The sequence below is a fragment of the Streptomyces sp. NPDC032822 genome (genome assembly GCF_055578825.1).
The window spans coordinates 839,754-855,192 of the sequence record NZ_JBVIOL010000001.1 but is presented as its reverse complement, the minus strand read 5'-3'; the positions used below and the strand labels follow the sequence as shown (position 1 = coordinate 855,192).

At 72.9% G+C, this 15,439-nt stretch carries 13 protein-coding genes; 11 read left to right on the top strand and 2 right to left on the bottom strand.

All coding sequences use genetic code 11. The features are described 5' to 3' along the window. The first annotated feature begins 47 nt into the window (after positions 1-47). The 10 genes from pgfA (at position 48) to ACZ5VD_RS03940 (ending at position 12,063) form a co-directional block, all read left to right on the top strand. On the top strand, positions 48-1,037 hold the full coding sequence (gene pgfA, locus ACZ5VD_RS03985) for a cell envelope lipid trafficking protein PgfA (RefSeq protein WP_468680557.1): 990 nt from the start codon (positions 48-50) through the stop codon (positions 1,035-1,037). Between the two features lie 198 nt (positions 1,038-1,235). Next, positions 1,236-2,390: a glycosyltransferase family 4 protein gene (locus ACZ5VD_RS03980; RefSeq protein ID WP_468550812.1), complete on the top strand. Its 1,155-nt coding sequence runs from the start codon at positions 1,236-1,238 to the stop codon at positions 2,388-2,390. Between the two features lie 149 nt (positions 2,391-2,539). Next, positions 2,540-3,217, top strand: a complete 678-nt coding sequence (locus ACZ5VD_RS03975; protein WP_468550877.1) for a class I SAM-dependent methyltransferase — start codon at positions 2,540-2,542, stop codon at positions 3,215-3,217. Next, on the top strand, positions 3,214-7,377 hold the full coding sequence (locus tag ACZ5VD_RS03970) for an alpha-(1->3)-arabinofuranosyltransferase domain-containing protein (RefSeq protein ID WP_468680959.1): 4,164 nt from the start codon (positions 3,214-3,216) through the stop codon (positions 7,375-7,377). The genes ACZ5VD_RS03975 and ACZ5VD_RS03970 overlap by 4 nt, the downstream gene beginning before the upstream one ends. Further along, a complete protein-coding gene (locus tag ACZ5VD_RS03965) occupies positions 7,374-8,744 on the top strand; it encodes a condensation protein (RefSeq protein ID WP_468550813.1) in 1,371 nt (456 codons plus the stop codon). The genes ACZ5VD_RS03970 and ACZ5VD_RS03965 overlap by 4 nt, the downstream gene beginning before the upstream one ends. Beyond that, entirely contained in the window at positions 8,741-9,481 is a 741-nt protein-coding gene (locus ACZ5VD_RS03960; RefSeq protein ID WP_468550814.1) for a class I SAM-dependent methyltransferase, read from the top strand. Before ACZ5VD_RS03965 ends, ACZ5VD_RS03960 begins: the two co-directional genes overlap by 4 nt. A gap of 15 nt (positions 9,482-9,496) precedes the next feature. After that, the gene (locus ACZ5VD_RS03955) at positions 9,497-10,402 is read left to right on the top strand and encodes a DMT family transporter (protein WP_468680957.1); all 906 of its coding nucleotides are present in this window, start codon (positions 9,497-9,499) and stop codon (positions 10,400-10,402) included. Further along, positions 10,399-10,662, top strand: coding sequence for a Trm112 family protein (locus ACZ5VD_RS03950; RefSeq protein ID WP_468680555.1), 264 nt, complete (start codon positions 10,399-10,401; stop codon positions 10,660-10,662). The genes ACZ5VD_RS03955 and ACZ5VD_RS03950 overlap by 4 nt, the downstream gene beginning before the upstream one ends. Then, on the top strand, positions 10,659-11,492 hold the full coding sequence (locus tag ACZ5VD_RS03945) for an FkbM family methyltransferase (RefSeq protein WP_468680552.1): 834 nt from the start codon (positions 10,659-10,661) through the stop codon (positions 11,490-11,492). The genes ACZ5VD_RS03950 and ACZ5VD_RS03945 overlap by 4 nt, the downstream gene beginning before the upstream one ends. Beyond that, positions 11,467-12,063 (top strand): hypothetical protein, encoded by a 597-nt coding sequence (locus ACZ5VD_RS03940; RefSeq protein WP_468680549.1) that lies wholly within the window; start codon positions 11,467-11,469, stop codon positions 12,061-12,063. The genes ACZ5VD_RS03945 and ACZ5VD_RS03940 overlap by 26 nt, the downstream gene beginning before the upstream one ends. Here ACZ5VD_RS03940 and ACZ5VD_RS03935 read toward each other — a convergent pair. Next, positions 12,053-12,925, bottom strand: coding sequence for an ATP-grasp domain-containing protein (locus tag ACZ5VD_RS03935; RefSeq protein ID WP_468680547.1), 873 nt, complete (start codon positions 12,923-12,925; stop codon positions 12,053-12,055). The two genes, ACZ5VD_RS03940 and ACZ5VD_RS03935, sit on opposite strands and share 11 nt — an antisense overlap. Before the next feature lie 223 nt (positions 12,926-13,148). After that, positions 13,149-13,856: a FadR/GntR family transcriptional regulator gene (locus ACZ5VD_RS03930; RefSeq protein WP_468550819.1), complete on the bottom strand. Its 708-nt coding sequence runs from the start codon at positions 13,854-13,856 to the stop codon at positions 13,149-13,151. 182 nt (positions 13,857-14,038) lie between these two features. Here ACZ5VD_RS03930 and ACZ5VD_RS03925 point away from each other — a divergent pair, with 182 nt between their 5' ends. After that, positions 14,039-15,424 (top strand): SLC13 family permease, encoded by a 1,386-nt coding sequence (locus ACZ5VD_RS03925; RefSeq protein WP_468680545.1) that lies wholly within the window; start codon positions 14,039-14,041, stop codon positions 15,422-15,424. Positions 15,425-15,439: the final 15 nt, after the last annotated feature.

The window sequence follows — 15,439 nt, the reverse complement described above, 5'->3', positions numbered from 1 at the left end:
CCCAGAGCGGCCCGAACTCCGTCATCTCACGCCACAGGAGTGTCCGGATGCGCCGAACAGCCTCTCCTTTCTCCCTCGTTCTGCTGGGACTCGGCACATTCCTGCTGGTCCTGGCGCCGTTGCTCGCCTGGTACGTGGAGCCACGGGCCGCCGTGAACCCCATCGACATCGACACCACCGCCGTCTACCGCGGCACGGGCAGTGTCTTCGACACCGAGCGCGTCAAGACCGTCCCCGACCAGCGCATCACCGTCACCCAGCGGGTGCGCGGCAACGTCGAGGACAGCGAGCGCAGCGGCAGGGCCGCCGTGTGGGACGTGACGACCTCGGTCGACACGGACAAGTCGCTGCCGGCCGACGATCCGCACGACGCGCTGGACTTCGTCCCGCACCGCTGGGTGATGGACCGGACGACGACCGAGCCGGTGCACTGCTGCCGGGAGACCCCGTACATCGAGGGCGAGGCGTACCTGAAGTTCCCGTTCGACGTGCAGAAACGCTCCTACCGCTGGTGGGACAACACCCTGGGCTCCACGGTGACCTTGCAGTACCGGGGTACGAAGAAGGTCCAGGGGTACACGGGTTATCGGTTCACCGGCACGGTCCCGCCGTCGAAGACCGGCACGCGGCTGGTGCCGGGCACGATCGTCGACCAGCCGGACCGCCCGCAGGTGCTGGCCGAGGAGTGGTACGCCAACCACGGCGTCGAACTGGTCGTCGACCAGGCCACCGGCCGGGTGATCTACGCCCAGACCGGCCCGCGGCGGACCCTGCGGGCACCCGGCGCGGACCGGGACGCGGCGGTCCTGCTGGACAGCCGGAAGATCTCGTTCACCACGGCGACGCAGAAGGAGGCGGTACGGCAGGCGAAGCGGGACAGTGGTCAACTGCACGCGGTGGGTGCGACGTTGCCGGCCGGTGCTGCTGTGGCCGGATTCGTCCTGGCGGTCACGGGGGGCGTTTTGGTGGCACGAGGGCGCAGGCATCCGGAATCGGACGAGACGCCCGACAAGTCCCGTGTTCCGCTCACGATGTGACGTGACGTCAGCTCTAATAAAGCCGGAAATTGTCACTTCCGTGAGTAGCCGTGGCGAACGGCGGGGCGAAAACTGTCCACCCCACCCGAGCACAGCCCGTCCACACCCGCCTCGCAAGAAGCTCCCATCTCCCGCACAGAAACGAAGACTCTCCTCCCCCACGTTGAGTTCCGCACCCTGAGACGAGTTGGAGCACCGATGCCCCAGCACGTGCCATCCTCGCTGCGCGCCGCGTTTCCCCGGGCGTCGCAGCACCCTTCGGCGCTCCCCCCACCGCCGCGCCGAATCGTTTTCCTCGCCCATCGAGATCTGGACAACCCGGCCGCCGGCGGCTCCGAGCTGCTCGTCGACCGACTCGCCGACGGCCTGACCCGGCTGGGGCACCAGGTCACCCTGTTGTGCGGCGGTCCCGCCTCCTACCGGGACTACCGGGTCGTGTCGGCGGGCGGCGAGTTCGGCCACTACCTGCGCGCCCGCTCCGCCTTCGCCCGTCAGGTCGGCGACTGCGACCTGCTGGTCGAGGTCTGCAACGGCATGCCGTACCTGGCCCCTCTCTGGCACCGCGGCCCCACCCTGTGCCTGGTCAACCACGTCCACACCGACCTGTGGAAGATGCGGTTCGGCGGGGCGCTGACCCCGGCCGCCCGGATCGGCCGAAGACTCGAACACTGGGCGCTGGCCGGTGCCGCGCGGCACCGGAGTCTGCTGGTCGCCGTCTCCCCCTCGACGGCCCACGCGCTGCGCGGGATCGGCGTCGAACGCGACCGCATCCGGGTCGTGCACAACGGCGTCGAGGAACCCGGCCCCCGCGGCGACCGGTCGCCCGAGCCGCTGTTCGTGGCGGTGGGCCGGCTCGTCGAGTACAAGCGGATCGATCTGCTGCTGAGACTCTGGGAGCGGGTACGGCCGGTCACCGGCGGCCGGCTGGTGATCGTCGGCGACGGCCCGGAGCGGGCCCGGCTGGAGCGACTCGCCGGTCCCGGCGTGGAGTTCACCGGCCATGTCTCCGAGGCGGAGAAACACCGGCTGCTGTGCGCGGCCTGGCTGCTGCTGCATCCCTCGGCGGTGGAGGGCTGGGGCCTGGTGGTCACCGAGGCCGCCACCCGGCAGACCCCGTCGATCGCCTTCGACGTGCCCGGTCTGCGCGACTCGGTGGTGGACGGTGAGACGGGCGTCCTCGCCCACGGGGAGTCGTCCTTCGCCGCGGCCTGGTGCACGCTGGCCTTGTCGGGACATCGCCGGGAACTGATGGGCAAGGCGGCGCGGGACCGCGCGGCGCGCTATCGCTGGGACCGCACGGTGCGGCAGTTCCGGGCGGTGGCCTCCGAGGCGGTGAGGGGCTGGGTGCGGTGACGCCCGTGCGCCGTGTCGGCAAGGCCGGCTCGCGCGTGCCGGTCGGTCGTGGCTGGTCGCGCCGTTCCCCGCGCCCTCGGGGCGCCTCACCGGACGGGCCTTTCAAGGATCCGTCCTTCCGGCGCTCCCTCGCCCTCTTCCGGGCCTTCCTGCGTGAGCAGGACGACCCGGAGACGTGCTACTCGCTCCTCGCCCGGGACGCCGTCGACCAGGTCGAGGCCTACGACGGGCCCGTCGCCGGGCGGACCGTCGTGGATGTCGGCGGCGGCAGCGGGCACTTCACCGCCGAGTTCCGGCGCCGGGGCGCCCAGGCGCACCTCTTCGAGCCGGACGCCCGGGAGTTGGGCGGGAAGCCGCCGGAGGGAACGGTGATCGCCGACGGCTACCTGCTGCCGCTGTACGACGGGGTCGCGGACGTCACCTTCTCCTCCAACGTCCTTGAGCACGTGGCCGATCCGCAGACCTTCCTCAGCGAGCTGGTGCGGGTCACCCGCCCCGACGGGCTGATCTACGTGTCGTTCACCAACTGGCTCTCCCCCTGGGGCGGTCACGAGTGGGCGCCCTGGCACTACCTGGGTGCCGAGCGGGCGCGGGCCCGCTACCGGCGCCGTACCGGACGGGACGCCAAGCACACCCTCGGCGAGAACCTGTTCGCCGTGCACATCGGCCCGACCCTGCGGCAGGTGCGCGCCCGTGACGACGTCCGTGTCGTCTCGGCGCGCTCCCGCTACTGGCCCTTTCTCGCGGAGACCGTCGTCAGGGTCCCCGGGATCCGCGAGGTGGCCACCTGGAACCTCCTCCTCATCCTCCGGCGGTGTCCACCATGACGACGTCCACGGTCCAGGCCCCTCCCCCGGCGGCCGTCCCGAGCACCGCGATCATGTCGGGCCCGCCGGAGGGCCCGAGGTCGCGGCGCTGGCTCCTGGGGTTCTGGGCCGTGGTGTTCGTGCTGTTCCTGGCGGTACGACCGGGCCGGCAGACCTTCGACACCAAGCTCGGCGTCACCACCGACCCGGGCCGGTTCCTCGCCGACCTCGGCCAGTTGTGGCACGACCAGGGCTCGTTCGGCGGGATCGCGGACCAGTACGTCGGCTATGTGTGGCCGATGCTGCCGTTCTACTGGCTGGGCCACGCCGTGCAGTTGCCGGTGTGGCTGATCGAGCGGCTGTGGATGTCGCTGATCGTGTCGGTGGCCTTCTGGGGTGCGCTGCGGCTGGCGGAGCGGCTGCGCATCGGCAGCGGCGTCTCCCGGCTGCTGGCCGCGGCGGCCTACGCGTTGTGGCCGGTGTTCACGATCGTCGTCGGGTCGACCTCGGCGGCGGCGCTGCCCGGCGCGTTCCTCCCGTGGGTCCTGCTCCCGCTCGCCGACGAGCGCTACACGGCCCGGATCGCCGCTCTGCGCTCGGCGCTGATCGTGCCGTTCATGGGCGGTGTCAACGCGGCCTCCACGCTGGCCGCCCTGCTCCCGGCCGGCCTCTACCTGCTCTCCCGGCCGCCCGGCCCCCGGCAGCGCAAGCTGATCGCCTGGTGGACGCCGGCCGTGCTCCTGGCGACGGCCTGGTGGTGGATACCGCTCCTCCTGCTCGGCGCCTACGGCGAGAACTTCCTCCCGTACGTGGAGAGTTCGCAGACCACGACGGAGACGATGGCGGCGACGGAGGCGCTGCGCGGCGGCGGCAACTGGGTCGCCTATCTGCACCTGGGGGAGTCCTGGCTGCCGGCCGGCTGGACGGTGGCGTCCTCGGTGGTGGTGATCCTCGGCTCGGCATGCGCGGCCGGCCTCGGCCTGGCCGGGCTGGCCCGGCGGGACCTGCCGGAGCGGCGCTGGCTGGTGCTGACCGCGCTGACGGCCGTACTGGTACTGCTCGCGGGGTACGGCGGCCCGTTCGGCGCACCCTTCCACGAGACGGTGCAGGACTGGCTGAACAGCGGTCTCGCGCCCTTCCGCAACATCTACAAGTTCCAGGTCGGACTCGCGCTCGCCCTGGTCCTCGGCCTCGCCCACCTGGTGGGTGTGGCGGCCGAGCCGCGCGGCGCCCGTCGGATCCGGGGCCGTCGTTTCGCCCCGCTGATCGCGGCGGTGCTGATCCTGCCCGGGCTGCTGTGGCCGTACCTCAACGGCTCGATCCTCAACCCGGGTTCCTTCCAGCAGCTCCCCAAGTACTGGCAGTCCACGGCGAGTTGGCTGGAGAAGTACTCTCCCGACTCGCGCGCCCTGGTGGTCCCGGCGACCGCGCACGGCATCTACACCTGGGGCTCCCCCATCGACCAGCCCCTCGACGCGCTCGCCGAGTCCCGCTGGGCGCAGCGCGACTACGTCCCGTTCGGCACCGCCGGCAACCGGCGCGCCATGGACGCGGTCGAGCAGGCGCTGATGACCGGCGGCGCGGTCCCGGGCCTGGCCGACTATCTGAGCCGGGCCGGCGTCTACTACGTCGTGGTCCGCAACGATCTCGACCCGGACCAGATCGGCCAGGTCCCGACCTCGACCGTGAAGCGGACCCTGGAACAGTCCGGCTACCAGCGGGTGACGGGGCTCGGCCCGCTCATGACCGGCGGGACGATCGCGCACGACACCCCGCTCCAGGTCGAGGGCCTGTATCCGAGGCAGCGGGCGGTGGAGATCTACCGTCCGGCGAGCGAGGACGTCCAGCGGCCCGGGCAGGCCGGGCTGACACCGGTCGCCGACACGGCGGTGGTGTCCGGGGGGCCCGAGGCGCTGCTGCCGCTGGCGACCGAACTGCGGGGCCGGGCGACCGTCCTGACCGGTGACAACCATCCCGGGCTGGGCACCCCGCCGCTCCAGATCGTCGGCGACGGACTGCGCCGCGCGGACACCCGGTTCGGCCTGGTCAACGCCAACACGTCGTACACGTATACCCGCGACGAGCGCAACGCGTCCGGCGCCGCCCAGGACGCCGGGGACCCGCCGCACCAGATCCTGCCGACCACCGGCCAGGACCACCAGACGGTCGCCGAACTGCGCGGCGCCCGCGCGGTCACCGCGTCCTCGTACGGCAACTGGCTGTTCCACCTGCCCCAGTTCGACCCGGTGAACGCCTTCGACGGCAACCCGGACACGGCCTGGGCGGAGGGCGTGGCGGGCTCGCCGAACGGCGAGTGGCTGCGGATCGCCTTCTCCGGCGGGTCGTACGACATGCCGTCGTCCTTCAAGGTCACGCCGTTGCCGCAGGAGAGCGTGCGGTCGGCGCCGACCCGGGTGCGGGTGGAGACGGAGAAGGGGTCGGTGAGCAGCTTCCTCCGCCCCGACGGCTCACCCCAGAGCATCAAGGCACCCAAGGGCGCGACGAGTTGGATGAAAATCACGATCACCGACTCGGTGGCCCGGCGGACCGGTCTCGCGGGTGCGGGCTTCTCCGAGATCGACCTCCCGGACGTCCAGGTGACGCGCATGCTCCGGCTCCCCACGGACGCCGGGACCGCCGAGAACACAGCCGCCTCCGCCTCGGCCTCCGCCGAGATCGTCTCCCTGCACCGCTCCGCCGACCCGGCCGGGTTCTCCCCGACAGGCACGGAGGCGGGCCTGCACCGCCGCTTCTCCACTCGGACGGCGGGGACGTACGACGTGCGGGCGAGCGCGGTCCCGGTCAGCGGTGAGGAACTCGACCGGCTGCTCTACGAGATCGCCCCCGACCAGGCCGGCCGGATCACCGCGACGGCCGACTCCACGGCGAACCTCGGCACGGGCCTGGCGGCACGCAACCTCACCGACGGCGATCTGACCACGGCCTGGATCGCGGGCGACGACCCCACCATCCATCTGCGCTGGCCCGACAAACAGCCGGTCGGCGAACTCGTCCTGGCCGCCGCGGGCGGTCTGTCCACCCGGCCGACCGAGGTCGACATCTCCTCCCCCGACGGCGCGGTGATCTCCGGCGTCGACGAGAACGGCTGGGTGCGCTTCCCCCCGATCACCACGGACCGCCTCGACATCACCATCACCAAGACCGCCCCGCTGGTCCTGCACAACCCGATCGCCGACGAGGACCTGCAACTCCCCGTCGGCCTCACCGAGGCGTACCTCCCGGCCCTGGACCGCTACCGCACCCCCCAGCCCAAGGCGACCCGGACCTTCTCGCTGCCGTGCGGGCAGGGCCCGGTGATCGCGGTCGACGGGGAACTGTACCCGACGAGCGTGAAGGGCACGGTCCGGGACCTCACCGAACGCCGCCCCGTCCAGGTGACGCCCTGCCAGTCCAACACGTCCGACGGCGAGTTGGAGCTGAGCGCGGGCCCTCACCGGGTCGAGGCCGGAGACGCCGGACCGCTGGCCCTGACCGACGTGACCCTGACCCGGGGCACGGTGGCACAGCCCACACCGGTCGCCCGTGATCTGCGGATACGGGACTGGCTGGGCGACCGGCGCCAGGTGTCGGTCGGCTCGGGCGCGGCCTCCTACTTCACGACGTACGAGAACTACAACGACGGCTGGAAGGCCACCCTCGGCGGCAAGGAACTCTCACCGGTACGGCTGGACGGCTGGCAGCAGGGCTGGCGGATCCCCGCGGGCGCGGGCGGCACCGTGACACTGTCGTACGAGCCCTCGACGACCTACGACGCCGGACTGATCGGCAGCGCGGTGGCACTGGCCGCGCTGCTGGCCCTGGTGCTGTGGCGCCGGCACGCCCCCAACCCGGACGACCCGCAACCTCTGCCGCCCCCGCCCGGCCTGTGGCTCGGCGCGGTGGCGCTGACGCTGGTCGGCGCGGTGATCGCCGGCTGGTTCGCGCTGCTGGTCCCGGCGCTGGCCCTCCTCGCGTACCGACGGCACGCGCTCCTCGTCCCGATCGCGTTCGTCGCGCTCGCGGGAGCGGGCATCGCGGCGGCGGTCGGAGCCGGGGAGCCGGTCGGCGCGGAGCAGGGGGCGTTCGGCCCGGTAGCCCAACTGCTCGCCCTGATAGGGCTGTTCGCGGGCCTGGTGAGTGTGCGGGAACGGGTGGACGAGGGAAGGGAGGAACCCGCATGACGACCGCACCGCCGCGCATCCCGTTCCCCGTGGTGGACGAGGTCGCCCGGCACTGCCTCCAGGAGGAGGAGCCGGAGACCGTCCACATCGAGGTCCACCTGCCCGGCCACCTGGACCCGATCCGCCTCCGCAAGGCCTTCACCGAGGCCCTGCACCGCCACCCGCGCATCCTCATGCGCGAGGCACCGGGCCACTGGTACCGACGCCGCTACGAGTGGGAGCTGACGGCCGACCCGGACATCGAGGTCGTCAGCTTCCCCACCCGGGGCGAGGACGCCCTGCGCGCCGCCCGGACCCGGGCCCTGGTGGAGGCCCCGCCCCTCTCCCTGTCCCCACCGATCCGAGTGGAGGTGGTCGAGGGAGCGGGCCGCGCGGAGGGCAGCGAGGCGACGGACGCGGTCGGCGCACCCGCGGCGGCACCCGGCCGGCGCCGGGAAGCGGCCCCGCCCCCCGGCGCCGACACCGTGCACGGCAAGGGCACGGTCCTCTTCCTGACCATCAACCACACCGCCCTGGACGGGCCCGCCTGTCTGCGCGTGCTCGCCACCGCGGCAGAGCTCTACGGCGGCAGGGACAACGCCCCCAGTGCCCCGCCCCTGCGCACCCCCGAGCCCCCGCCGCCCCCCGAGGACACCCCCTCCAACTGGTCCCGGCCCGCGAGGGTCGCCCCCGGCACCCCCGAACTCTCCCCCGGCAACGGTCTCCTCGTCACCGAACTCGCCCTCCCCCACCGCCCCAAGGGCGCCCCCTACACGGTGAACGACCAGCTGATGGTCGCCACCGCCCTCACCATCGCCCACTGGAACAGGGAACACGGGGCCCGCCCCCGCCCCCTGCGCATCACCATGCCCGTGGACGACCGCCCCCGGGACACCACGATGCCGATAGGCAACGGCACCCGCCTCGTCGAAGTCCCCTTCTCACCAGCCGAGTTGGCGCATCCTCCGGTCGCCGACCTGCTGCGCCGCACGGCGACCCGCACCCGCGCCCTCAAGTCCCTGCCCCGCCCCCAACTCGGCCACGGCGCCGCGTTCCTGACCGCCCCGGTCACCCCCGTGGCATGGCGGGCCGCGCTCACCCGGGGTCTACGCAGGGCCGCCGCACCCTGGACGTCGACGACGCTGCTCAGCAACATCGGCCGCATCCCGTACCCGTTGGACTTCGGCGAGGAGGCCGGCCGCGCGCACGCGGTGTGGTTCTCCGCGCCGGCCCGGATGCCCCGCGGCCTCACCGTGACCACCGCCTCCACCGCGGGCCGCCTCCACCTCGCCCTGCGCTGGTCGCGATCCCTGCTCGGGCACGACGACGGCGCCCATCTGCGGGACCTCTTCGCGCACCATCTGCACACCACGGAGGCCGGCGCATGACCGCCACCACGCAACTCCCCAGGGAACTGAGGGACTTCTACGAGGATCCCGCCGTCCCCGTCGCCTCCGGCACCCCCCGTTCGCTGCGCCAGGCCCGCATGCTGGCCACCGCCCTCGGCCCGGCGACATCGCGGGAGAAGGCGTGCACGATCCTCGACATCGGCTGCGGCGACGGCACCGCCGCGGCGACCGCCGCCCCCTTGCTTCCCGGCCACCGCATCGTCGGCGTCGACTGGTCCCAGGACGCCCTGAAGCGCGCCCGCGACCGTCTCACCCATCCGGTGCGCGGCGAACTCACCGGCGCGGGGCTCCCGTTCGCCACCGGTTCCGCCGATGCCGTGCTGTTCAGCGAGGTGATCGAGCATCTCGTCGACCCGGACGCCGCGCTCGACGAGATCCGCCGCGTACTGCGCCCGGGGGGCCATCTGATGCTGTCCACACCGAACCTGGCCGCCTGGTACAACCGGGCCCTGTTGCTGGCCGGAGTGCAGCCGGTGTTCTCCGAGGTGAGCCTGCGGGGCATCCACGGCCGGCCGGGGCGCGAGGTCGTGGGACATCTGCGGCTGTACACGGCGCGGGCGTTGCGGGAGTTCGTCACCGCGGCCGGCTTCGCGGTGGTACGGCTCGAAGGGGCTCCCTTCCACGGCGTACCGCGCCCGCTGCGCCCGCTGGACCGGCTGGCCTGCGCCAGACCCGCCCTCGCGTCGATCCTGCTGCTCCACGCCCGAAGGACGTAGACGATGTGGTGGGGAGTGGCCGCGGCCCTGCTGGCGAACGTCCTCTACAGCACCGGATTCGTCCTGGAGAAGCGGGCGTTGGCCGACCTGCCCGAGGTGAGCATCCGCCGGCCGGTCCGGCTGCTCGGACTGGTGCTGCGCAGTCCGTTGTGGATCGGCGGGTCGCTGGCGCTGGCCTCCGGGTTCGCGGCGCAGCTCGCCGTGTACCGGACGCTGCCGATCGCCGCCGCGCAGGGCATCTTCGTCTCCGGTCTGGTGCTCCTCGTGCTGCTGTCGGCGCGGCTGCTGGGCGAGGAGACGTCGGGCCGCGAGCGGTACGCGCTGGGCGCGATCCTCGCCGCGCTGCTCATGGTCGTGCTGTCGCTGAACGAGAGCTCGGACACGGTGAGCCAGGAGGCGCCCTACCCGCTGGTCCTGCTGGTGTGCGTGCCGTCGCTGGCGGCCGGCGTCTGGCTGTACAACTCCGCCGAGCGCCGCACCCGGCACCGCCATCGTCTGCCGACCACGGGTGTGGAGTACGGCGTGGCGGTGGGTCTGCTGTACGGCGTCAGTTCGCTCGCCATCAAGGGTGTGTCCAGTTATCTGACGGGGAGCGGTCTCGGCGACGCCCTGCTCGCGCTGCTGCGCTCCCCGTATCCGTATCTCCTGCTGTTCACCGGGGCGTTCGGGCTCGTCATGTCGCAGGCGGCGCTGCAACGCTGCCGGGCCTCGCTGATCGTGCCGGTGTGCACGACGGTGACCTGTCTGTTCACCGCGGTGCTCGGCACGCTCGCGTTCGGCGAGGCGCTGCCCCACGACCCGGTCCGACTCGCGCTGCGCCTCGCGGGCATCGTGCTGGCCGTCGCCGTACTGCTGGCGATGCCGAAGCACGACCAGGCGCCTCAACCCTCCCTCGGTGCCAAGGAGTTGACACCCCCGTGAAACCCGACGACCCACTGCTGAAGATTCTGGCGTGCCCGCTCGACAAGGGGCCGCTGCACCTCGTCGTACCTCAGGACGCGGCGCAGGAGGAGTCCCTCTACAACCCGCGCCTGCACCGGCGTTACCCGATCGTCGACGGCATTCCGCAGCTGCTGCCGTCCTCCGGCGAACAGGTCACGGACGACGAACACGAGGAACTCCTGCTGCGCTCTTCCGAGGCTTCCCCGCAGACCCCCCAAGCCCCCGGGACGGCCCCGTGAGCGCCCCCGCGCGCACCTGGGCCGCCCGGGTGGCCCCGCATCTGCCCAGGCGGCTGGTGGCCGCGGTCGCCAGAGCCGTGTACCCGCGGTTCGAACCGGAGTTGGCGCGACTGGCGGACCTGTGCCCGGCGGGCTGCGGCACGGCCGTGGACGTCGGCGGCTGGTACGGCCCCTGGACGCGGCGGCTGGCCGGGCGGGCCCGCCAGGTGGTGACCGTCGAGCCGGTCCCGCATCTGGCGCGACTGCTGACCTCCGCCGCGCCCGCGAACGTCCGGGTCGTCCAGGCCGCGGCCTCGGACCGCCCGGGCACGGCCCGGCTGTGGCTGCCGCCGGACGACGCGGGTGACCGGGGGGTGTCCTCGCTGGTCCGCCGGGACATCCACGGCCGGGCGGTGGAGGTCCGCTGCGTCACCCTCGACGAACTGGCCCTGCGGGACGTCGGTTTCATCAAGGTCGACGTGGACGGCAACGAGCTGGCGGTGCTGCGCGGGGCGACGGGCCTGCTGGGCCGCGACCGCCCGGCCCTCTTCATCGAGCTGGAGTCCCGTATCCAGCCGATCGCACCGGTGGTGACCTACCTGACGCTGCTCGGCTACGACGGCTGGGTGCTGCCCGGCGACAACTGGGTGCCGCTCGCCGCCTTCCCCCTGGAGGCCCACCAGTCGGTGTCCTCGTACGTCGTCGCCCACGGTCTGCTGCGCCGCGTCCTGCCCTTCCGCCACCGCCCGCGCTACGTCAACTCGGTGCTGTTCCTCCCGGACGGCCGCCGCCCCGGCCCGCACCAGGTGGGGGACGATGGGACGCATGCCCTCCGGAAAGCCCCCGGGTAGCCCCGGCCCCTTCACCCCGCTCGACTTCCAACTGGTCCTGCTGCGCCGCATGGCCGACCACCAGCCCGACCTGGTCGAGGACGCCCGGCACGAGCTGGGCGTCTCGGTCGCGGACATGCGCGAGGCCAACCGGCGCTGGCAGGCGATGGTCCGCTCCCCGCGCTCCCGCGCCGCCGCCTCCCGCTACCGCTCGATCCTGGGCGAGCCTTCAGCGGTCCTCACCCGCCGGATCGGCGACCTGGAGTGCGAGGCCCGCCTCTGGCCCCTCCCGCTGTGGCCCGACCTCCGCTTCGAGGTACTCCTCGCCCCGAACGGCACCGCCTGGAACGAGTGGCTGATCCGCACCCCGGGCACGGCGGGCCCGGTGCTGGAGACCCTGGACGACCTCACCCCCTGGTCCTGCACGGTCGACGAGGCGGCCCGGGCCTTCGCGCCCGCCCGGCCCCTCCAGGGCACGGCCCCCACCCGCTGGGGCCTGGCCTTCGCGGCTCCGGACGGGCAGGGGGTGCGGCGGGAGGTCGTCGCCGACTTCACGTGGGGGCTGTTGCAGCGGGTGACGGTCAGCGGTTAGCCGCCGCGAGCACCGCCTCGACCACGGCCGGCACCGACTCCGGGTGCAGGAACAGGAAGAGGTTCGGCTCGACCAGCTCCAGTTCCATCACCCGCGGCTCCCCGTCGTCCCCGTCCACCAGGTCGACGCGGGCGTACAGCAGCCCGGACGTGTGCGGTACGGCGGCCAACGCCCGCTCCGCGACGGAGAGTTCGGCCGGGGTGGCGGTCCAGGGCTCCAGCCCCGGGTGGGCCACCTTGTCCGCGTCGAAGGCGGTGTCGGGGGCGAGGACGGCTCGCTTGCGACTGGCGTGCAGCAGACCGCCGCCGTAGAACTGCAGGGCCCGCTCACCCCGGGTGTCGATGCTCCGGACATACGGCTGCACCATCGCCGTGAGCCCCTCCTCGTGCAGGCGGGCGAGGTGGCGTACGGCCCTCTCGTGCTGCCCGGGCGTGTAGCGCGCGGCGTAGCGGGCGCCCGCGCCGGAGGTGGGCTTGACGACGTACTCGCCGTCGGCGGGCAGGTCGGCCGGGTCGCCGGGCGCGAGGTAGCGGGTGGGGACGACGGGCACCCCGGCCTCCGCGAGTTCCCCGAGGTACCGCTTGTCGGTGTTCCACCGCACCACCTCGGCCGGATTCGCCAGCCGCGTGGCCTTGCCGCACCGCTCCGCCCACGCCACGAACTCCGCGCCGCGCCAGCTGTAGTCCCAGGTGGACCGGATGACCGCGAGGTCGTAGGCGCCCCAGTCGACGTCGGCGTCGTCCCAGAACACGGCGTCCGCCCCGGCCCCGGCCGCGCGCAGCGCCGCCAGCAGGACGGGCAGATCGGCGTCCCTGCTGGGCTCCGGCCGGGGATCGTAGGTGACAAGGGCGATTCGGGGCACGGCGGACTCCTTCTCGTACGGCTCGACCGGCGGGCCGACCGGCCTCCACGCAACCACGGCCCCCCGCTCGATCTTCCCCTTCGGTGCGGCCCGGGCATCGGTGGCGGCACCCGACGAGGCCGTACACAACCTGGTCACCGCGGCGAACACGGCGGGCGGCCCGGACGACGTGCGCTGTCTGGTGGCGGACGTGGTGGAGACGGAGGGCTTCGGCCCGGTCGGCCTAGCGGTCCTCCTCCGGCTCCCAGTCCAGCAGCCGGACCTTCGCCACCGTTCGGACGTGGCGGCGCATCGCGGTGGCCGCCTGTTTCGGCTGCTCCGCGGCGATGGCGTCGAGGATCGCCTGATGCTGGGCCAGGGAGCGGGCGGGGCGGTGGGGCTGGCGCAGGGACTCGGTGCGGCTCTCGGCGATCTGGTCGGCGATGGAGCGCATGAACTCGGCGAGCAGGCCGCTGTGGGCGGCCGCGGTGACCGCCGCGTGGAAGAGCCGGTCGCCCTCGACCCCGTGCCCGCCCGCCTCGATCTCCTCGGCCATGTGGGCGAGCGCCGCCCGCATCGCCGCGAGGTCGTCCTCCGTGCGGCGCTCGGCGGCCAGTTCGGCGAGTTTCGTCTCCAGGGCCTCCCGGGCGTCCAGGACGTCGGGGAGGCGCCGGCGGCGTTCGACCATCCGCTCGACGGGTTCGACGTCGAGGCTGTCGCGGACCAGGTAGGTGCCGCCGCCGTGCCGCACCTCGACCAGCCCCTGGACCTCCAGGACCACGATCGCCTGCTTGACGGAGGCCCGGCTGACCCCGAGCCGCTGGGCGAGATCGCGCTCGGGCGGCAGCCGGTCGCCGGACGTGAGACGGCCCTCGGTGACGTACTGGCGCAGCCGGTCGAGCACCTGCTCGTACAGGCGCTGTTTCGTCATGGGGCGCAGGGCGTCGGTCACAGGCTCCCCCCTCTCGTCGGGAGCGTAACACCGGGCGTCGAGGCGGCCGAGTGGCTGAGCCAATTCGTGCGGGACCCCTTGACGGACGGCCCGGCCGCGCCCACGCTGACCAGCCTGTCGACCTACCTCCGGCACAGGTGGCTCAGCCACTCGGCCACTCCCTCACAGCCACGGGAGCCCGTATGTCCCCCGAACTCCTCTCGATCCTCGTGCTCGTCGTGGTGTTCGTCATCGCCACGACCCGCTCCGTGAACATGGGCGCACTGGCCTTCGCCGCCGCCTTCGTGGTCGGTGAACTCGTCGCCGACCTCGACGCGGACGGCATCTTCGCCGGTTTCCCCGGCGACCTGTTCGTCGTGCTCGTCGGCGTCACCTACCTCTTCGCCATCGCACGGGCCAACGGCACCACCGACTGGCTGGTACACGCCTCGATCCGGCTGGTCAGGGGGCGGGTGGCGCTGATCCCCTGGGTGATGTTCTTCCTCACCGGCGCGCTCACCGCGATCGGCGCGGTCAGCCCGGCCGCGGTCGCCATCGTGGCGCCGATCGCCCTGAGTTTCGCCTCCCGGTACGGGATCAGTCCGCTGCTGATGGGCGCGATGGTCGTGCACGGCGCCCAGGGCGGCGGCTTCTCGCCGATCAGCATCTACGGCACGATCGTCAACGGCATCGTCGAGCGCGAGAACCTCCCGGGCAACGAGATCGCCCTCTTCCTCGCGTCCCTGTTCACCAACCTGGTCATCGCAGGCGTGATGTTCGTGCTGTTCGGCGGGCTGAAGCTGTGGCGGCAAGGGGCCCTCACGCCGGAGGGGAGCACCGGGGACGAGGAGCCGCCGGACACCGGCGCCGGGGGCAAGGACCTGCCGGAGGGCGGCGCGGGCACGCGCACCCGCGCGGACACCGGCACCGGCACCAGCCCTTCCGGGACGCTCACCGCCACCGTCACCGGGACCGAACCCGACCCCGCCCGCCTCACCCCCGCCCGGACCGCCACCCTCGCCGCCCTGGTCGCCCTCGTGGTGGCGGTGCTCGCCTTCGACCTCGACGCCGGTCTGACCGCGATCACCCTCGCCGTGCTGCTGAGCACCGCGTGGCCGGACGACAGCCGCAAGGCGGTCGGGCAGATCGCCTGGTCGACGGTGCTGCTGATCTGCGGTGTCCTGACGTACGTCGGTGTGCTGGACGAGATGGGCACCATCACCTGGGCCGGCGAGGGCGTCAGCGGGATCGGCGTCCCGCTGCTGGCCGCCGTGCTGCTCTGCTACATCGGCGCGATCGTGTCGGCGTTCGCCTCCTCCGTGGGGATCATGGGCGCGCTGATCCCGCTGGCCGTGCCGTTCCTCGCGCAGGGCGAGATCGGGGCGGTCGGCATGGTGGCGGCGCTCGCGGTGTCGGCGACGGTGGTGGACGTGAGCCCGTTCTCGACGAACGGCGCGCTGGTGCTGGCCGCGGCACCGGACGTCGACCGCGAGCGTTTCTTCCGGCAGTTGATGGTCTACGGGGGGATCGTGGTGGCGGTGGTACCCGCGGTGGCGTGGCTGGTGATGGTCGTGCCGGGCTGGGGGTAGGCACTGCGCACGGCA